The following is a 19,907-nucleotide window of genomic DNA, read 5'->3' as shown; positions in this document are numbered from 1 at the left end:
CCGCCTTCCACGGAATTTGAGCAAGATCATCGCGGATCTGCGGCGAGCCCCATCCTCGTCGCATGGCACTTCGATCACGCTCACACACGACACATGCGACCAGCGGCCCGGGCCGGGGCCCCGCCTCGGACGGCCGGAGCCGGAACCGCCGGCCCGCGGTCCTGCTCCGCGCCCGGCACCGCCCGGCCCCCGCGGAAGAACTGCGCCGCCGGGCACAGCTTCTCTTCGGCGAACGGGGAGTCACCAGGCCCGAACCGGAACACGGCCCCCCGCACGCGGGAACGGTGACCGGTACGGGTGCGGCGGCCGGACTGACCGCTGCCACCTCCGGGATGCGCGCCGCCGCCTCCGGAGTACGTACCGCCGCGGCCGTCCTGTCCACGGCGGCCGCCGTGATGTCCTCGGCCCGCGTGCTCGGCGACGAGCCCACGGCCTCGCGCCGCCCTGCGCTCCCCGCGCTGCGGACCCGCGTCGGGCTCGCCGTCCGTGAGCGGATGCCGGTCTGGCTGCAGGCCCGCTGCGGGCTGGAGCGCCGGGGCGCGGTCGCGATCGGCGTGGTCCTCGTCGTGGCGGGAGCCCTGGCCGTGCACCACTTCTGGTCGGGCCGGACCGAGACCGTGAGCGCCCCGGAGGTGGTGCGAGCCGAGGCACCCTACGAGAAGAGCGGGCAGAACGCTCCGGCCGAGAGCAGCAGCACCACCGCGGCGCCCGCCGGGCCGGCGCGGTCCGGCGGCGAGGTCGTCGTGGACGTCACCGGCAAGGTGCGTGAGCCGGGCGTCCACTCGCTTCCGGCCGGCTCCCGGGTCACCGACGCGCTGCGAGCGGCGGGCGGGGTACGGCCCGGAACGGACACCGGCGGACTCAACCGGGCCCGTTTCCTGGTCGACGGCGAACAGATCGTCGTCGGGGGCCCCGCCCCGCCGGCCGCTCTTGGGCAAGCGCCAGGCGGTGCCGCCGCGGGAACGGGCCCGTCCGCACCGATCTCCCTGAACACGGCGACCGTGGAGCAACTCGACGCCCTGCCCGGCGTCGGCCCGGTACTGGCCCAGCACATCGTCGAGTACCGCACCGCGCACGTGGGTTTCCGCTCGGTCGACGAACTCCGCCAGGTCAAGGGCATCGGCGACCGCCGCTTCTCCGACCTGCGGGACCTGGTACGGCCATGAGCACCACGACCCACGCGACGCAGCCGGGGAGCGGGACCCTGCGCCGGGCCGCGCACGCCGACTCCGGCGGCCGGCTCGGCACCGCGCACCCCCGGCAGGACACGGCGGCCGACCTGCGGCTGGTGCCACCGGCGCTTGCCGCCTGGGCGACAGCGGCCCTGACCCTGGACGCGCCGGTCGCGTGGACCGCCGGAATCGCCGTCGTCTGTCTCCTCGCCGGCCTGACCCTGCTGTGGCGGAGCCGGACGAACCCCCGAGCCGGTACAGCGGCGGCCGGCCTTCCGGCCCTCGCGCCCAGGGCGGCGATCACCAGCGCCCCTCCGGACCACCGGCCCGCCACCCCCGCCACCGACGAACTCCCGGCCCACCGATCGGCCTGGCGCAACGCCTCCGTCGGCGCGCTGCTTCTCTGCGTCGCAGGAGCCGCCGCCTCCGCGGGGCTGCACGGGGCGGACGTGCGCCGCGGACCGGTCCCCGGGCTGGCCCGCGCCTACGCGACCGTGACCGTCGAGGTGGAGCTCACCGGCGATCCGTGGCTCAGCAGGCCACGGGTGCGGGGAGACCACGCCACTCCGGTCGCCGTGCTGGTGCGCGGCGAGGTACGGCGGGTGGAAGACGGCGAGGGGACGGCGGTGACGACGAGGTCACCGGTGCTGATCGCCGTCGACCCGGGAGTGCGGGCGCCCGGTGGCGGTGGCCGCGCGCAGTGGCTCGGGCTGCTCCCGTCGACACGGCTGCGGGTGACCGGCCGCCTGGCTCCGGCGACGGCCGGCGGGGACCGGACCGCGGCGATACTGCGCGTACGGAAGGATCCGGCACCGACAGTGGTGGGCGAGCCCAGCAGGCCGCAGCGGCTGGCCGGGCGGTTGCGGGCCGGGCTGCGGGAGGCGACCGAAGGGCTGCCCGCGGACGCGCGGGCGCTGCTGCCCGGACTGGTCGTCGGCGACACCTCGCGGATCACGCCCGAACTGGACGAGGCTTTCGAACAGACCGATCTCGCGCACACCCTCGCGGTCTCCGGCAGCAACCTCACCATCCTGCTCGCCCTGCTCATCGGACCGCCGGGGCTGGCCCAGCAGGTCGAGCGGCGCGGCCTCGCCCCACGCCTGGGACTGTCGCTGCGAGCGACCTCCCTGTTCGCGTCCGCGCTCACCCTCGGATTCGTCGTCGTGTGCCGGCCGGATCCCAGCGTGCTGCGGGCCGCGGTCTGCGGAGCCGTCGCCCTGCTGGCCCTGGCCACCGGCCGCCGCAGATCCCTGCTCCCGGCGCTGGCGACGGCGGTCCTGCTGCTGGTGCTCTACGACCCGTGGCTGGCCCGCAGTTACGGCTTCGTGCTGTCCGTGCTGGCCACCGGGGCGCTGCTGGTGCTGGCGCCCGGCTGGAGCGAGGCGCTGCGACGGCGCGGGGTGCCGGAGCGGCTGGCCGAGGCACTCGGCGCGGCCGCCGCCGCGCAGGCGGTGTGCGCACCGGTCGTCGTGGTGCTGTCGGCGCGGGTGAGCCTGGTGTCGGTCCCGTGCAATCTGCTGGCCGAGATCGCCGTCGCGCCGGCCACGGTCCTGGGGTTCGCGGCGCTCGCGGCGGCCCCGGTGGCGATGCCCCTGGCCAAGGTGCTGACGTGGTGCGCGGGCTGGCCGGCCGGATGGATCGCCGGGATCGCCCGGGCCGGGGCCGCGTTGCCGGGCGCGGGCGTGGACTGGCCGGGGAGCTGGGCGGGGGCGCTGCTGCTGGCCGCGGTCACGGTGGTCGTCGTACCGCTGGGGCGGCGGGTGCTGCGGCATCCCTGGTGGTGCGGGGCGTTCGCGGTGCTGCTCACGCTGCTTGTGGTGCGGCCGGTGCCGCTGACCCGGGTGATCACGGGCTGGCCGCCGCCCGGCTGGCGGCTCGCTATGTGCGACGTGGGGCAGGGCGACGCAACGGTGCTCGCCGCGGGCGCCGGCACGGGCGTGGTGGTGGACGCCGGACCCGATCCGGCCCTGGTCGACCACTGCCTGCGGGAACTCGGCATCACCCGCATCCCGCTGGTCGTCCTGACCCATTTCCACGCCGACCACGTCGCAGGGCTGCCCGGGGTGCTGCGCGGGCGGACGGTGGCGCAGATCGAGACCACCGGGTTCGAGGAGCCCGCGGAGCAGGCCGCGTTCGTACGCAGGGAGGCGGCCGAGTACCGCATTCCGATCACCCGCGCGGTCGCCGGAGAGCGCCGCGCCACCGGCGGGCTGGACTGGCAGGTGCTGTGGCCGCCCCCGGACCCTTTACCGTCGGCCGACGGCCCGAACGACGCCAGTGTCGCGCTGCTGGTCCGTTCGGCCGGGCTGCGGATGCTGCTGCTCGGAGACCTCGAACCGCCGGCCCAGCAGGAACTGCTGAGATCACCGGCCGCCGCCGCGCTGGGCCGGGTGGACGTGCTGAAGGTGGCCCATCACGGGTCGGCGTACCAGGATCCGCAGTTGCTGCGGCTGGCGGCGCCGCGGGTGGCGCTCATCTCGTGCGGGGCGGACAACCCGTACGGGCATCCGGCGCCCGGCACGGTGGCGCGGCTGCGGGCGGCGGGCGCGGTCGTGCTGCGGACCGACCGGGACGGTGCGCTCGCCGTGACCGGCGGCCGTACGGGGCGGGGCGCGGGGGAGTTGGCGGTGGCGCGAGACTGAGGCCATGAAGTCGCTGACCCGCACACAGGCCGACGCGTACCTCCGCCGGCTCGGGGCCGCCCGCCCGGCCCGGCCGACCGCCGAGGCCCTGCACGACCTGCATCTGAGGCATCTGCGGGCCGTGCCCTTCGAGAACCTGTCGATCCACCTCAGCGAGGAGGTCGTGCTGGCGCAGGAACGGCTGCTGGACAAGGTGACCGTCGCGGGCCGGGGCGGGTTCTGCTACGAACTCAACGGAGCCTTCTCGGCGTTGCTGGACGCCCTCGGCTTCGATGTCGCGCTGCTGGCGGCGCGGGTGTACGGGGACGAGGGGCGGCTCGGCATCCCGTACGACCATCTCGCGCTGCGCGTCGGGACGGCGGACGGGAGCGAATGGCTCGCCGATGTCGGGTTCGGGGCGCACAGCCACGGTCCGCTGGCGTTCGCGGAGCGCGGTGAGCAGGAGGATCCGGGAGGCACGTTCCGGATCGCCGCGGCCGGGCCGGACACGGTGGGGACCGGGGGAGAAGCCCATGCGGCCGCCGGGGACCTGGACGTGCTGCGGAACGGGAAGCCGCAGTACCGGCTGGAGGTCCGCCCGCGCGTGCTCGGAGACTTCGCCGCCGGAGCGTGGTGGCACAGCACCTCGCCGTCGTCCCACTTCACCCGGTCACTGGTGTGTACCCGGGTCACCGAGGACGGCGGTCGCGTCACGATCGGCGGGCGCACGCTGACGACGACTGCCGCGGACGGGGCCCGGGAGGTACGGGAGTTGGGGAGCGACGAGGAGGTACTGGCGGTCTACCGGGAGCGGTTCGGCATCCGGCTGGACCGTGTGCCCGTCGTACGGGATTCGCGGGACACCGTCCGGAACGGCTGATCCGGGCTGCACGGACGCCCAGCCCGCTCCCCGCGGGTGGTTCCGGCGCATCTGCCGGATTACCGCGATGTGGCACCGAGTTGCCCCGAAAGCCGTATCGATGATCGAATGTTCCTTCGTCGGTGACGGTGGCGAGGTGTACAGAGGTGACGTGGATGTTCGGCGGCTTGAGGGGAAACCGGACGAAGCGGGTGCAGCGGACGAGTCCCCTCGCGGCGGTGCAGACCCCGCCCGACGCCGGTGTGCTGAGCTGCCGGGTGCTCGACCCGGTCGACGAGCCGGTGACGAACGCCGAGTTCACGGTCACCGACACCCTGGGGCGCACGGTGGTGAGCGGGGGCGTGGATCCCTACGGCTCGTTCGTGACGGCCGTGCCCGCCGGGGAGTACCGGGTGGCGGTGTCCGCCGAGGGGTTCATGCCGTACCGGGCCGTCACGCAGGTCGCGGAGAACAGTCTCGCGTCGCTCGGTGACGTCACCCTCCAGGTCGCCCGGCCGCCGGAGCTGCCCGCGCCGGGGGACTGGGAGATCGAACCGACGCACTCCTCGATCGCCTTCACCGCGCGGCACATCGGACTGGCGCGGATCCACGGGCGGTTCAACTCGTTCGCCGGGGCGGTACGGATCGCCGATCCGATGGAGCGGTCCGCCCTGCACATCGTGATCGACGCCGCGACCATCGACACGGGCGTGCGGATGCGGGACGACCATCTGCGGTCGGCGGACTTCCTGGACGTGCTGAGCTTTCCGACGCTGGAGTTCTACGGCGACCGGTTCGCGTACCGGGGCGGTGCCCGGTGGGCCGTCACGGGAGCGCTGTCCCTGCACGGCGTGACCCGGACCGTGACGCTCGACACCGAGTACCTGGGGCTCGGCAACGGCATGGAGGGCGAGGTGCGGGCGGCCTGCCGGGCCACGACCGAGCTGCACCGCGACGACTTCACCGTGAGCTGGCAGACGATGCTGGCGCGCGGGATCGCCGTGGTCGGACCGAGCATCCGCGTCGACCTGGACGTGCAGATCGTGCCCAAGGGCTGAGCCGGTCACGGCGCCTCTTCGCTGCCGGCGGCCGTGGCCGACAATGGTGCCGTGAGCGATGTGAGACATGTGCTGGTGCTGCCGGACCGCGACGCGGCGGAGGAAGCCGCCGAGGCGCTGGGGGAGCGCTTCGGGATCGGTGAGGAGCCGCGGCTGGTGCGGGACGCGCTGGCGGGGGAGGACGACGCCGAGGACGCCCAGTGGCTGGTGCTGCTGAGGGACGCCGAGGCCCGCCTTGACCCGGCGGAGCTGGACGAGTTCGCCGGCGAGTGGGAGGGCTGGCGCGAGGAGCCGTAGCGAGCGCGCGGCGGCGTTGTCAGTGGGCCGTGGGATGCTTGGCGCGATGGCAAAGAAGACCGCTGATGACGATCCGCTCGCCCCGCTGACGCTCGCCGTGGGGCAGGAGGAGCTGCTCCTCGACCGTGCCGTGCAGCAGGTGGTGGCCGCCGCTCGGGCCGCCGACGCCGACACGGACGTACGGGACCTCACCCCGGACCAGTTGCAGCCCGGCACGCTCGCCGAGCTGACCAGCCCGTCGCTCTTCGCGGAGCGCAAGGTCGTCGTCGTACGCAACGCGCAGGACCTGTCCGCCGACACGGTCAAGGACGTGAAGGCCTACCTCGGCTCACCCGCCGAGGAGATCACGCTGGTCCTGCTGCACGCGGGCGGCGCCAAGGGCAAAGGACTGCTGGACGCGGCCCGCAAGGCGGGGGCGCGGGAGGTCGCCTGCCCGAAGATGACCAAGCCGGCGGACCGGCTCGCGTTCACCCGCGGCGAGTTCCGCGCGCTCGGGCGCTCCGCCACTCCCGAGGCCTGCCAGGCCCTCGTCGACGCCATCGGCAGCGACCTGCGGGAACTGGCATCCGCCGTGACCCAGCTCGCCGCCGACGTCGAGGGCACCATCGACGAGGCCGTCGTCGGGCGGTACTACACCGGGCGGGCCGAGGCATCGAGCTTCACCGTCGCCGACCGGGCCGTGGAGGGCCGTACGGCGGAGGCGCTGGAGGCGTTGCGCTGGTCGCTGGCGACCGGGGTGGCCCCCGTGCTGATCACCAGCGCGCTCGCGCAGGGAGTGCGGGCGATCGGGAAGCTGTCGGGCGCGCGCGGCGGACGGCCCGCGGATCTCGCGCGGGAGCTCGGAATGCCGCCCTGGAAGATCGACCGGGTACGGCAGCAGATGCGCGGCTGGACACCCGACGGGGTCGCGGTGGCGCTGCGGGCCGTCGCCGAGGCCGACGCGGGAGTCAAGGGCGGCGGGGACGATCCCGAGTACGCCCTGGAGAAGGCAGTGGTCACCATCGCGCGGGCGGCCCGCTCGCGCGGCCGGGGCTGACCTCAGGCCCGCCGCGAGGACACCTGGCCCGCGGCGCGGGCAGTAGGCCACCTCGCCGCTCGGGCTCGTCCGGAATGCCGGAAGCCCCGGCGGTCTCCCTGGGGAAGGGTGACGTGCCGGGGCATCGGTTCAAGCTTTTCGAGCCCGTTCCCGCGTGGCGAACGCAGGCCGCGAACAGGCTCTGAGGGCCGTCAGGGGGCGGATGAGAGAGGGCCCGCCCGGATCCTTCCGGCTTCGTATCAAGTGTCAGCCCTGGAGGGACGCGACCTTGGAAGCGAGCGCCGACTTCTTGTTGGCGGCCTGGTTCCTGTGGATGACACCCTTGGAGACGGCCTTGTCGAGCTGACGCGCGGCAGCGCGCTGGTACTCGGTGGCCTTCTCGACGTCACCCGCGGCAGCGGCCTCACGGGCCTTGCGGATCGCGGTCTTCAGGGAGGACTTGACGGCCTTGTTGCGCAGCCGAGCCTTCTCGTTGGTCTTGATCCGCTTGATCTGGGACTTGATGTTCGCCACGAAAGAGCCTTTTCAGGTTCTGGTGCGGGACCGCGCGGATCCCGTACCGATGATTTCTCGAAGACGTGCCTCGCGCTGAGAGGGCAAGAGACACAGCTGCCCAGAGTAGCAGCGGGGCGGGGAACGGCCCAAACCGGTCCCCGGTCCCCTGTCATGGGACCATGGAGGCTACGTATCGATCCGACCCGAGGCACAAGGCGCCTCAAGAGACAGGACCCTGCGTGCCCGCGACCCCTAAGAATGTGCCCGAGCCGAGCCGTACCGACCCGGCGCTGATCCGCAATTTCTGCATCATCGCGCACATCGACCACGGCAAGTCCACGCTCGCCGACCGGATGCTCCAGCTGACCGGTGTGGTCGAGCAGCGGCAGATGCGTGCTCAGTACCTCGACCGGATGGACATCGAGCGCGAGCGCGGCATCACGATCAAGTCCCAGGCGGTGCGTCTGCCCTGGGCCCCGACCGAGGGCCCCGACCAGGGCAGCACGCACATCCTCAACATGATCGACACCCCGGGGCACGTCGACTTCACCTACGAGGTCTCGCGGTCGCTGGCGGCCTGCGAAGGGACCGTCCTCCTCGTCGACGCCGCCCAGGGCATCGAGGCGCAGACTCTCGCCAACCTCTACCTGGCGATGGAGAACGACCTCGCGATCATCCCCGTGCTCAACAAGATCGACCTGCCGGCCGCGCAGCCCGAGAAGTTCGCCGAGGAACTGGCGAACCTGGTCGGCTGCGACCCGGACGACGTGCTGCGGGTCTCCGCGAAGACCGGTGTCGGCGTCGACGCGCTGCTGAACAAGGTCGTCAAGGAGATCCCGGCGCCGGTCGGTGTCGCCGACGCGCCCGCCCGCGCGATGATCTTCGACTCGGTCTACGACTCCTACCGCGGTGTCGTCACCTACGTCCGTGTCATCGACGGCCAGCTCAACAAGCGCGAGCGCATCAGGATGATGTCGACGGGCGCCACCCACGAGCTGCTGGAGATCGGGACGAACTCGCCGGAGATGCTGGGCGCCGACGGCCTCGGCGTCGGCGAGGTGGGGTATCTGATCACCGGTGTGAAGGACGTCCGCCAGTCCAAGGTCGGTGACACCGTCACCAGCCAGACCAAGGGCGCCACGGAGGCTCTTGGCGGCTACAAGGACCCGAAGCCGATGGTCTTCTCCGGTCTGTATCCGCTGGACGGCTCCGACTACCCGGAGCTGCGTGAGGCCCTGGACAAGCTCCAGCTCAACGACGCCGCGCTCGTCTACGAGCCGGAGACCTCCGCCGCCCTCGGCTTCGGTTTCCGCGTCGGTTTCCTCGGCCTGCTGCACCTGGACGTCATCCGGGAACGGCTGGAGCGCGAGTTCGGGCTCGATCTCATCGCGACCGCCCCGAACGTGGTCTACCGCGTCGTGATGGAGGACGGCAGCGAGCACACGGTCACCAATCCGAGCGAATTCCCCGAGGGGAAGATCGGCGAGGTGTACGAGCCGGTCGTGCGCGCCACCATCCTGGCGCCCAGCGAGTTCATCGGCTCGATCATGGAACTGTGCCAGACCCGGCGCGGCACCCTGCTCGGCATGGACTACCTGTCCGAGGACCGCGTCGAGATCCGGTACACGCTGCCGCTCGCGGAGATCGTCTTCGACTTCTTCGACCAGCTGAAGTCGAAGACGCGCGGGTACGCGTCGCTGGACTACGAGCCCACCGGCGAGCAGACGTCCAGCCTGGTCAAGGTCGACATCCTGCTGCACGGCGACAAGGTGGACGCCTTCTCGGCGATCACGCACAAGGACGCGGCCTACGCGTACGGCGTGCGGCTCGTCGCCAAGCTGCGCGAGCTCATCCCCCGGCAGGCCTTCGAGGTGCCCATCCAGGCAGCCATCGGCTCCCGGGTGATCGCCCGCGAGACCATCCGCGCCATCCGCAAGGACGTCCTCGCCAAGTGCTACGGCGGTGACATCTCCCGTAAGCGCAAGCTGCTGGAGAAGCAGAAGGAAGGCAAGAAGCGGATGAAGATGGTGGGTTCCGTGGAGGTTCCTCAGGAGGCCTTCATCGCGGTCCTCAGCAGCGATGACAGCGCGGGATCGGCCAAGAGCAAGAAGTAACCACCGGTAACATCCGGCCGCGGCCGCAAAACGGGTGCAACAGGGGTCCGCCGTACGAAAGTGCGTCGGGCCCCTACGCGTGCGTAGGGTCGCTCTCGGTGGAACATGCGGGAAAACAGACAGGCCGGGGCCCCTTACGTACGGGCCGGTCGCGGCTTACTCTGATCCCTGCTCGATAGTTACTCACGAGTTAAACAAGAAGTTCGAACCGCACCGTGAGTGAACCCAGCCGTACTGAGCCAGCCGCACCGTCGCGGGCCCCCGGAGGATGTCGTGAGCGACACGCAGACACTGATCGAGAACCGTCCGCCGTCTGTGGCGGCCCTCTTCCTGGAGCGTGTGGCGGCCACACCGGACGCCGAGGCCTACCGGTACCCGGTGCCCGCCGCCTCCGGCCAGGGCCCGGACGAATGGAAGTCGCTGACCTGGGCGCAGGCCGCCGAACGCGTCTACGCGATCGCCGCCGGACTCATCGAACTCGGCATCGAACCCGAGCAGCGCGTCGCCCTCGCCTCCTCCACGCGCGTGGAGTGGATCCTCGCCGACCTCGGCATCCTGTGCGCGGGAGCGGCCACCACGACCGTGTACCCGCAGACCAACGCCGAGGAGTCGGCGTTCATCCTGTCCGACTCCGGCAGCCGGGTGCTGATCGCCGAGGACGCGGCACAGGTCGCCAAGGCCCTGGAGAAGCGCGCGGAACTGCCCGAGCTCACCCGGATCGTCGTCATCGACCCGGCAGGCCCGGAGACGGGCGACGAGGTCATCAGCCTGGCCGAGCTGGAGCGGCGCGGCGCCGCGTACCTGGAGGAGCACCCCGAGCTGATCAAGGAGCGGGTCGGGGCGATCACCAAGGAGCAGCTCGCCACGCTCATCTACACCTCCGGCACCACCGGCCGTCCCAAGGGCGTACGGCTGCCGCAGGACAACTGGTCGTACATGGCGAAGGCGATCGCCGCGACCGGCCTGATCGGCACCGACGACGTGCAGTACCTGTGGCTGCCGCTCGCCCACGTCTTCGGCAAGGTGCTCACCTCCGGGCAGATCGAGGTCGGACACGTCACGGCCGTCGACGGCCGCGTCGACAAGATCATCGAAAACCTGCCGATCGTGCAGCCCACCTACATGGCGGCCGTACCGCGCATCTTCGAGAAGGTCTACAACGGCGTCGCCGCGAAGGCGCGCGCCGGCGGTGCCGCCAAGTACAAGATCTTCCAGTGGGCGGCCGACGTCGCCCGCGAGTACGCCAAGGTCACCCAGGACAACTTCCGCCGCACCGGTGCCGCGACCGCGCCGTTCGGGCTGGCCGCCAAGCACAAGGTCGCCGACGGGCTCGTCTACTCCAAGCTGCGCGAGGCCTTCGGCGGACGGCTGCGGGCCTGTGTCTCCGGGTCCGCCGCGCTGGCCCCCGAGATCGGCTACTTCTTCGCCGGTGCCGGTGTGCACGTCCTGGAGGGCTACGGTCTGACGGAGTCCTCCGCCGCGTCCCTGGTCAACCCGGGCGAGGCCTACCGCACCGGCACGGTCGGCAAGCCGCTGCCCGGCTGCGAGGTGCGCATCGCCGACGACGGGGAGATCCTGCTCCGCGGCCCCGGCATCATGGAGGGCTACCACGGGCTGCCCGAGAAGACGGCCGAGGTCCTGGAGGCCGACGGATGGTTCCACACCGGTGACATCGGTGAACTGTCCCCCGACGGCTACCTGCGGATCACCGACCGCAAGAAGGACCTCATCAAGACGTCCGGCGGCAAGTACATCGCGCCCGCCGAGGTCGAGGGACAGTTCAAGGCGGTCTGCCCGTACGTCTCCAACATCCTCGTGCACGGCGCCGACCGGAACTTCTGCACCGCCCTGATCGCCCTCGACGAGGTCGCGATCCTCGACTGGGCCAAGGAGAACGGTCTGGAGGGCAAGTCCTACGCCGAGATCGTGGCGGCGCCGGCGACCGTCGAGATGGTCGACGGTTACGTCAAGCAGCTCAACGAGGGTCTGCAGCGCTGGCAGACCATCAAGAAGTTCCGGCTGCTGCCCCGGGACTTGGACGTGGAGCACGGGGAGATCACGCCGAGCCTGAAGGTAAAGAGGCCGGTGGTGGAGCGGGGTTACAAGCACCTCATCGACGAGATGTACGCGGGGACGCGCGAGGCGTAGCGGCCGCGCCGTCAGGTTCCGGCGCGCGGGGGCTGGTCGCGCAGGCCCCCGCGCGCCCGCGGCCGGATCAGCCGGCGCAGCTCGCCCACCTCGGCCCGCAGGGCCGCCGCGTCCGGCGGGCCGTCTCCCGACAGGTGGTCCTCCAAGGCCGCCAGACGGGTGCTCAACTCGCCGAAGTCCGCCTGTTCCCGGCTCAGCAGTGTCTGCAACTGCTGGTTCTTCCTGTGCAGCTCCAGGAACACGTTGACCTTCGCCCGCAGCACCCACGGGTCGAAGGGTTTCGTCAGATAGTCCGCCGCGCCCGTCGCGTACCCGCGGAAGGCGTATCCGGCGTCCTCCTCGACTCCCGTCAGGAAGATGATCGGGACGTCCTTGGTCTGGTCGAGCCGTTTGATGTTCGCGGCCGTCTCGAAGCCGTCCATGCCCGGCATGCGGATGTCCAGGAGGACCACGGCGAAGCGGCGGCGCAGCAGGGCCTTCATCGCCTCCTCGCCGGAACGCGCGCGCACTATCGGCTCGTTCAGCGATCCCAGAACGGCCTCCAGTGCGATCAGGTTGTCCTCCATGTCGTCGACCAGGAGGATGCCGGCCCGCTCGTCAGTGGTCATCGCCCCGTCCGTTCCGTGGCGGCGGTCGCGTCGTCCTGCGTGCCGTCGGGGTCCAGGAGTGCGCAGACGACGGTGAGCAGCCGGTCGACGTCCACGGGTTTGGGCACGTAGTCGTTGGCGCCGCGGGCGATGGACTTCTCGCGGTCGCCGGGCATCGCCTTCGCCGTCAGCGCGACGATCGGCAGCCCGGTCCAGCGCGGGGCGCGGCGGATGGCTGCGATGGTCTCGTAGCCGTCCATCTCCGGCATCATGATGTCCATCAGGACCAGTTCGACGTCCGCGTTGCGTTCGAGGGTCTCGATGCCTTCCCGGCCGTTCTCCGCGTACAGCACGGGCATGCCGACGCGGCCCAGGACGTGGGTGAGCGCGAACACGTTGCGGATGTCGTCGTCGATGATCAGCACGCGCCGGCCGGGCAGGACCCGTCCGGCGCGGCCGGACTGCCAGGCCGCCAGTTTGGCCGGGGCCGGCCAGGAGTCGTCGGTGTCGGGGGCGCCGGACCTGGCGGGGTCGGGGGCCGGCGGGACACGGTCCTCGGGGGTCGGGCCCGTCGCGGGGTGGCCGGGGCTGACGACCGGGACGTACAGCGTGAACGTCGAGCCCCTGCCCTGTTCGCTCGCCGCGACGATACGGCCGCCGAGCAGGCCCGCGATCTCGCGGCTGATGGACAGGCCGAGGCCGGTGCCGCCGTACTTGCGGTTCGTCGTCCCGTCGGCCTGCTGGAACGCCTCGAAGATCACCGGGAGTTTCTCGGCGGCGATGCCGATGCCGGTGTCCGTCACCTCGAAGGCGATCACCTCGTCGCTGCCGTGGACGTAGTGCTGTTCGGGGTCCTTGACCCGGTCGACCCGCAGTTCCACCCGTCCCTTGGCGGTGAACTTGATCGCGTTGGAGAGCAGGTTGCGCAGGATCTGCTGGAGTCGCTGTTCGTCGGAGTGCATCTCGCGCGGCACGTCCTCGCCGACCGCCACCTCGAAGGCCAGGCCCCGGTCCAGGGTCAGCGGGCGGAAGGTGGCGTGGACGTAGTCGAGGAGCTTGATCAGCGGCAGGCGTTTGGGGCGTACGTCCATGCGGCCGGCCTCGATCTTCGACAGGTCCAGGATGTCGTTGATGAGCTGGAGGAGGTCCGAGCCGGAGCGGTGGATCGTCGTCGCGAACTGGACCTCCTGGTCGGAGAGGCGGCCGTCCGGGTTGTCGGACAGCAGCCGGGCCAGGATCAGCAGGGAGTTCAGCGGAGTGCGCAGTTCGTGGGACATGTTCGCCAAGAACTCCGACTTGTACTGCGAAGACGTCGCCAGGAGCGCGGCCTTTTCCTCCAGTTCCGCGTTCGAGCGCTGCAGTTCGGCCTGTTGTTCCTGGAGTTCGTCCGAGCGTTCCTGGAGCTGCATCGCCAGGCGCTGCGACTCGCCGAGCAGGGACTCCGTGCGGGAGTTGGCGATGATCGTGTTGATGGCGACGCCGATGGTGTTGACGAACTGGTCGAAGAAGGCCAGATGGACGTCGGAGAACCGGGAGAAGGAGGCCAGTTCGATCACGCCGAGGAGTTTGTCCTCGAAGAGGATCGGGATGATGACGATCGTCGTCGGCGCCGCTTCGCCGAGACCGCTGTTGATCTTGATGTAGTCCGGTGGCGCCTCCTCGACGAGGATCCGCTTCTTCTCGCGGGCCGCCTGGCGGATCAGGCCGTGCACCGGCAGGCCGCCCGTCTCGACGATCGCGTCCTGGGCCGAGCCGTAGCCGGCGATGAACGCCAGGCCCTTCGCCGGCGGGGCCGTCCCGACGGCGGCGCCGTCCTCGTCCGGGTCGGCCAAAAAGAACGCGCCGTACTGGGCGTTCACCAAGGGGGTCAGCTCGCGCAGGATCAGGTCGGCGACCTCCATCAGGTCCCGGTGGCCCTGCATCAGCGCGGCGAGCCGGGCCAGATTGGACTCCAGCCAGTCCTTCGCGCGGGTCGTCTCGCGCAGGTTGGCCACCATCAGGTTGATGTTGTCCTTCAGTTCGGCGACCTCGCCCTGCGTCTCCACCGTGATCGACCGGGACATGTCGCCCTGGGCCACCGCCGACGCGACCTCGGCGATCGCACGGACCTGGGTGGTGAGGTTGAGGGCGAGTTCGTTGACGTTGGTCGTCAGGCGCTTCCAGGTGCCGTACACGCCCTCCACACGCGCCTGCCCGCCCAGCTGTCCCTCCGAGCCCACCTCGCGAGCCACGCGGGTCACCTCGGACGAGAACGACGACAGGGTGTCGACCATCGTGTTGATCGTCGTCTTCAGTTCGAGGATCTCGCCGCGCGCGTCCACGTCGATCTTCTTCGACAGGTCGCCCTGTGCCACGGCCGTCGCGACCTGGGCGATGTTGCGGACCTGCGAGGTGAGGTTGTCGGCCATGTAGTTGACGTTGTCGGTCAGGTCACGCCAGACGCCGGAGACGCCGAGGACCTGGGCCCGGCCGCCGAGCCGGCCGTCGGTGCCGACCTCGCGGGCCACGCGCGTGACCTCGTCGGCGAAGGCCCGCAATTGTTCCACCATCGTGTTGACGGTGTCCTTCAGTTCCAGGATCTCGCCGCGCGCGTCGACGGTGATTTTCTTGGAAAGATCGCCGTTGGCGACGGCCGTCGTCACCTGGGCGATGTTGCGGACCTGGGAGGTCAGGTTCAGCGCCATGAAGTTGACGTTGTCGGTGAGGTCCTTCCAGACGCCCGAGGCGCCTCTGACCTGCGCCTGACCGCCGAGGTTGCCCTCGGTTCCGACTTCGCGTGCCACGCGGGTGACTTCGTCGGCGAAGGCGGAGAGCTGGTCGACCATCGTGTTGATCGTCGATTTCAGTTCGAGGATCTCGCCTTTCGCCTCCACGGTGATCTTCTTTCCGAGATCGCCCTGTGCGACGGCCGTGGAGACCAGCGCGATGTTGCGGACCTGCGACGTCAGGTTGTCCGCCATGAAGTTCACGTTGTCGGTGAGGTCTTTCCACACGCCGGAGACGCCCCGTACCTGCGCCCGGCCGCCGAGGTTGCCCTCGGTTCCGACTTCGCGTGCCACGCGCGTGACTTCGTCGGCGAAGGCGGAGAGCTGGTCGACCATCGTGTTGATCGTCGACTTCAGTTCCAGGATCTCGCCCTTCGCGTCGACCGTGATCTTCTGCGAGAGGTCGCCGTTGGCGACGGCCGTCGTCACCTGGGCGATGTTGCGGACCTGGGAGGTCAGGTTCGACGCCATGAAGTTGACGTTGTCGGTGAGGTCCTTCCACACGCCGGAGACGCCCCGCACCTGCGCCCGGCCGCCCAGCTGGCCCTCCGTGCCGACCTCGCGCGCGACGCGCGTCACCTCGTCGGCGAACGCGGACAGCTGGTCGACCATGGTGTTGACGGTCAGTTTCAGCTCCAGCAGTTCACCGGTCGCCTCGACGGTCACCGTGCGGGTCAGGTCGCCGCGGGCCACGGCCGTCGTCACCAGGGCGATGTCACGGACCTGGGCGGTCAGCCGGGACGCCATCGTGTTGACGGCCTCCGTCACGTCCCGCCAGCTGCCGGACAGGCGCTGCACCTTGGCCCGGCCGCCGAGCCGTCCCTCGGTGCCGACCTCGCGCGCGACCCGCGTCACCTCGCCGGTGAACAGGGACAACTGGTCGACCATCTTGTTCACCGCGCGGCCCAGCCGGCGCAGGTCCCCGCGCAGCTGGCGGCTGCCGTCGTGCAGGTCGACGCGCTGGGTCAGGTCGCCGCCGGCCACCGCGTCCAGCACGCGTGTGGCGTTCGCCGCCGGTGCGACCAGCGCGTCGAGGACCTGGTTGACGTCGTCGACCCGGGACGTCCAGGCACCCTGGCCGGGACTGGCCGAGACGCGTTCGTCGAGACGGCCGTGGCGCACCAGCTCCCGTTTCACGCGCTGCACCTCGGTGTTGAAGTGCACGCTGCGATCCATGATCTGGTTGAAGACCGCGGTGAGTTCGCCGACGATCCCCTCCCCGCCCTCCGGCGCCTTCGTGAAGTCGCCGTCGCGGGCGGCGGTCATCGCGGCGAGCAGGGGGCGCAGCTCGGATGCTCGGAGTTGTTCCGGTTTCTGTCCGACTTCGAGCACACGCGTAGCACGGTTCTCACTCATGGCGGCCCACTTCGGTAACTCGGTGCTTATGGGCGCAGTCAGTCTGTCACTCTGTCCGCATCGACCGGGATGCATTCGTCCGAACTGCTCGGGGAGCTCGACATGGGGGCCATACCCACGCAACGGGAGACCGTCTCCCGGGTCCGTGAGGCGCCTGCGCACGACGAGGCGCCCGCGCCTGCGCACGACGAGGCGCCCGCGCCCGCGCACGAGGTCGCGGGCGCGTACGCGCAGGGGCGCGCGACCCTGCCCGGCAGCCCCCTGGCGCCGGGCTCCGCCCGCGCGCTGGTGCGCGCCGCCGTCGACGAGTGGACGGACTGCGGCCTGCTGGAGCCGGGACAGCGGATCGCCGAGGACGCCATGGTCGTCGTCAGCGAACTGGTCACCAACGCCGTCGTGCACGCCGGCACCGACGTCGAGGTCGAGTGGTGGCTGGAGGAGACACGGCAGGAGACGGCGTTCGTCGTCGAGGTCACCGACCGCCATCCCTCCCGCGCCCCGCGCGACCACCCGGGCGAGACGCCGTACGAGACCCCGGAGTACGGGCGCGGGCTGCGCCTGGTCGCCTCGCTCGCGGAGTCCTGGGGCGTCACCTACCGCATCGGCGCGAAGACGGTGTGGGCCCGCCTGACCGGCCGGGGCGGCACGCTCCCGGACGAGCAGGAGCTGAAGGTGGCCGAGATCCTCGCGCCCGAGCCTCCCGCGCACGCCTCCGCGCCGGAGCGCGGCTGTCCCCGGCGTTCCGACCGGGACCGGGACTGGCTGGACAGGGGCGCGCTGTCGTTCCTCGCCGAGGCCTCCGACCTGCTCGCCGGGCAGCTCGACGAGAACCTGGTGGCCGCGCTCACCGGCCAGCTGATCGTGCCGCGGCTGGCGGACTGGTGCGCGGTGTGGCTGGAGGACGAGTCGACCGTGCGGCCCGGCGGCCACGGCGACGCGAGCGGCGCGGGCGGGCCGCGGCTGGCCCGGGTCTGGCACGGCAGCGAGAACCGCATCGAGGACCTGCGCCGGGCGCTGGAGAAGGACCCGCCGTGCGCGACGGGCGGACTGCGGTCGGGGCCCGAGCCGTATCCCTGGCCCGGCGAGGCGCTCGGCGGCCCGCAGGGCGCGGTCGGCTCGGCGCTCGCCTACCGGCTGATCGCGGGCGGACGTCCGCTCGGCACGCTCGTGATCGGACGCCTGGGCCCGGCCGGTTTCCCGGACGAGATCACCGGCCTGGTCGAGGACTTCGGCCGCCGGGTGGCGCTCGCCATCGGCGCGGCCCGCCAGTACGCCCGGCAGGCCACCATCAGCGCCGTCCTGCAGCGCGGGCTGCTGCCCGGCGCGGTCGCCGAGATCCCGGGCATGCGCAGCGCCCTGGTCTACGAGCCCTGCGACAAGGGCGGCCCCAGCGGTGACTTCTACGACCTCTTCCCGGCCGGCGACGGCCGCTGGTGCTTCGCCGTCGGCGACGTGCAGGGCAAGGGTCCCGAGGCCGCGGTCGTGATCGGTCTGGCGCGGCCCTGGCTGCGGCTGCTCGCCCGCGAGGGCTACCGGGTCGCCGATGTCCTGGACCGGCTCAACCAGCTCCTCCTGGACGACGCCACCGAGGCCGCGGACGCCGCCGCACGCGCGCTGGTCGCGGCCGGCGGCCGCGCGGTGCCGCCGGGCGACGGCCCGCAGACACGTTTCCTCTCCCTCCTGTACGGCGAGCTGACGCCGCTGGAGGGGGGCGGTGTCCGCTGCACCCTGGCCTCGGCCGGGCACCCGCTGCCGCTGCTCCTCGGCCCCGGCGGCGAGGTCCGCACCGCCGCCCGGCCGCAGACCCTGCTCGGCGTCGTGGAGGACGAGACGTACACCAGCGAGACCATCGAGCTGGGGCCCGGCGACAGCCTGCTGTGCGTGACCGACGGGGTCACCGAGCGCCGCTCGGGCTCCCGGCAGTTCGACGACGGCGACGGGCTCGCGCGGGCGCTCGCGGGCTGCACGGGCCTGAGCGCCGAGCTGATCGCCGAGCGCATCAGACGCCTCGTGCACGAGTTCGGCGGCGGGCAGCCGGAGGACGACCTCGCGCTGCTGGTCCTCCAGGCCGAGTGACCGGCGCCGCGGGCGGCGGGCGGCGTCCGGGACGGGCGTCGCGGGGTTCGGGCGGCGTACGGGACAATGGAGGACATGCCTTCCGCACTTCCCGACGGCGAGCCGGTCCCGGACGACGGCGCGCTCCCGGCGCACGCGCTGGCCGGTGCCGCCGACCGCCCGCTCGGCTTCTACCTGCACGTCCCGTACTGCGCGACCCGCTGCGGCTACTGCGACTTCAACACCTACACGGCGACCGAGCTGCGCTCCACCGGCGGTGTCCTCGCCTCCCGCGACAACTACGCCGACACCCTGGCCGACGAGGTCCGGCTGGCCCGCAAGGTCCTCGGCGACGACCCGCGCGAGGTCCGCACGGTGTTCGTGGGCGGGGGCACGCCGACGCTGCTGGCCGCCGGTGACCTGGTGCGGATGCTGGGCGCGATCCGGGACGAGTTCGGACTGGCCGCCGACGCGGAGGTCACGACGGAGGCGAACCCGGAGTCCGTCGACCCCGCCTACCTGGCGGCCCTGCGCGAGGGCGGCTTCAACCGGATCTCCTTCGGCATGCAGAGCGCCCGGCAGCACGTGCTGCGCGTCCTGGACCGCACGCACACCCCCGGGCGCCCCGAGGCGTGCGTGGCCGAGGCCCGCGCGGCCGGTTTCGAGCACGTCAACCTCGACCTGATCTACGGCACGCCGGGCGAGTCCGACGACGACTGGCGGGCCTCGCTGGACGCGGCGGTCGGGGCCGGCCCCGACCACGTGTCCGCGTACGCGCTGATCGTCGAGGAGGGCACCCAGCTGGCCCGCCGGATCCGCCGGGGCGAGGTCCCGATGACCGACGACGACGTGCACGCGGACCGCTACCTGATCGCCGAGGAGATGCTGTCGGCGGCCGGCTTCGACTGGTACGAGGTGTCCAACTGGGCCACCTCCGAGGCCGCCCGGTGCCTGCACAACGAGCTGTACTGGCGGGGCGCCGACTGGTGGGGCGCGGGACCGGGCGCGCACGCGCACGTGGGCGGCGTGCGCTGGTGGAACGTCAAGCATCCCGGCGCGTACGCGGCGGCGCTGGCGGCGGGACGGTCGCCGGGCGCCGGGCGCGAGGTCCTCACCGACGAGGACCGCCGGGTGGAGCGGATCCTGCTGGAGCTGCGGCTGCGCGAGGGAGTGCCGCTGACGCTGCTGAAGGAGCAGGGGCGGACGGCGGCCCGGCGCGCGCTGGCGGACGGGCTGCTGGAGAAGGGCCCGTACGACGGCGGACGGGCCGTGCTGACGCTGCGCGGCCGGCTGCTCGCCGACGCGGTGGTCCGGGACCTCGTGGACTGAGAGGCGGGCGGTCCG

At 71.8% G+C, this 19,907-nt stretch carries 13 protein-coding genes; 10 read left to right on the top strand and 3 right to left on the bottom strand.

Annotated features, from left to right (window positions below):
- Window positions 1–284 precede the first annotated feature (284 nt).
- The 6 genes from ACIQOE_RS04280 to holA all read left to right on the top strand — a co-directional run bounded on the left by ACIQOE_RS04280 (window position 285) and on the right by holA (window position 7,043).
- Window positions 285–1,166 (top strand): helix-hairpin-helix domain-containing protein, encoded by an 882-nt coding sequence (locus tag ACIQOE_RS04280; protein ID WP_401409571.1) that lies wholly within the window; start codon window positions 285–287, stop codon window positions 1,164–1,166.
- Entirely contained in the window at window positions 1,163–3,814 is a 2,652-nt protein-coding gene (locus tag ACIQOE_RS04275) for a ComEC/Rec2 family competence protein (protein ID WP_401409569.1), read from the top strand. Before ACIQOE_RS04280 ends, ACIQOE_RS04275 begins: the two co-directional genes overlap by 4 nt.
- 4 nt (window positions 3,815–3,818) lie before the next feature.
- On the top strand, window positions 3,819–4,673 hold the full coding sequence (locus tag ACIQOE_RS04270; RefSeq protein ID WP_401409567.1) for an arylamine N-acetyltransferase: 855 nt from the start codon (window positions 3,819–3,821) through the stop codon (window positions 4,671–4,673).
- Between the two features lie 155 nt (window positions 4,674–4,828).
- Window positions 4,829–5,710 (top strand): YceI family protein, encoded by an 882-nt coding sequence (locus ACIQOE_RS04265; RefSeq protein ID WP_401409565.1) that lies wholly within the window; start codon window positions 4,829–4,831, stop codon window positions 5,708–5,710.
- 51 nt (window positions 5,711–5,761) lie between these two features.
- Window positions 5,762–6,007 (top strand): hypothetical protein, encoded by a 246-nt coding sequence (locus ACIQOE_RS04260; protein ID WP_362168824.1) that lies wholly within the window; start codon window positions 5,762–5,764, stop codon window positions 6,005–6,007.
- A 46-nt stretch (window positions 6,008–6,053) separates the two neighbouring features.
- Window positions 6,054–7,043: a DNA polymerase III subunit delta gene (gene holA / locus ACIQOE_RS04255; RefSeq protein WP_365559742.1), complete on the top strand. Its 990-nt coding sequence runs from the start codon at window positions 6,054–6,056 to the stop codon at window positions 7,041–7,043.
- Window positions 7,044–7,289: 246 nt separating this feature from the next.
- On the opposite strand, the gene rpsT is transcribed toward holA, so the two are convergent.
- Window positions 7,290–7,556, bottom strand: a complete 267-nt coding sequence (gene rpsT, locus ACIQOE_RS04250; RefSeq protein ID WP_401409563.1) for a 30S ribosomal protein S20 — start codon at window positions 7,554–7,556, stop codon at window positions 7,290–7,292.
- Between the two features lie 221 nt (window positions 7,557–7,777).
- Here rpsT and lepA point away from each other — a divergent pair, with 221 nt between their 5' ends.
- The gene (gene lepA, locus ACIQOE_RS04245; RefSeq protein WP_362646368.1) at window positions 7,778–9,652 is read left to right on the top strand and encodes a translation elongation factor 4; all 1,875 of its coding nucleotides are present in this window, start codon (window positions 7,778–7,780) and stop codon (window positions 9,650–9,652) included.
- A gap of 273 nt (window positions 9,653–9,925) precedes the next feature.
- Window positions 9,926–11,800, top strand: a complete 1,875-nt coding sequence (locus tag ACIQOE_RS04240) for an AMP-dependent synthetase/ligase (protein WP_351319502.1) — start codon at window positions 9,926–9,928, stop codon at window positions 11,798–11,800.
- A gap of 11 nt (window positions 11,801–11,811) precedes the next feature.
- On the opposite strand, the gene ACIQOE_RS04235 is transcribed toward ACIQOE_RS04240, so the two are convergent.
- Window positions 11,812–12,408: a response regulator gene (locus ACIQOE_RS04235; RefSeq protein ID WP_365559740.1), complete on the bottom strand. Its 597-nt coding sequence runs from the start codon at window positions 12,406–12,408 to the stop codon at window positions 11,812–11,814.
- On the bottom strand, window positions 12,405–16,508 hold the full coding sequence (locus ACIQOE_RS04230) for a HAMP domain-containing protein (RefSeq protein ID WP_351319506.1): 4,104 nt from the start codon (window positions 16,506–16,508) through the stop codon (window positions 12,405–12,407). Before ACIQOE_RS04230 ends, ACIQOE_RS04235 begins: the two co-directional genes overlap by 4 nt.
- 102 nt (window positions 16,509–16,610) lie before the next feature.
- Between ACIQOE_RS04230 and ACIQOE_RS04225 the strand changes: the two genes are divergently transcribed.
- Window positions 16,611–18,584, top strand: a complete 1,974-nt coding sequence (locus tag ACIQOE_RS04225) for a SpoIIE family protein phosphatase (protein ID WP_401409559.1) — start codon at window positions 16,611–16,613, stop codon at window positions 18,582–18,584.
- A gap of 75 nt (window positions 18,585–18,659) precedes the next feature.
- A complete protein-coding gene (gene hemW, locus ACIQOE_RS04220) occupies window positions 18,660–19,892 on the top strand; it encodes a radical SAM family heme chaperone HemW (protein ID WP_351319510.1) in 1,233 nt (410 codons plus the stop codon).
- The last annotated feature ends 15 nt before the right edge of the window (window positions 19,893–19,907 follow it).

The organism is Streptomyces sp. NPDC091282, assembly GCF_044757385.1.
Taxonomy (GTDB): domain Bacteria; phylum Actinomycetota; class Actinomycetes; order Streptomycetales; family Streptomycetaceae; genus Streptomyces; species Streptomyces gramineus.
The sequence above is the reverse complement of the archived record's forward strand: the minus strand, read 5'-3'. Positions and strand labels throughout refer to the sequence as shown.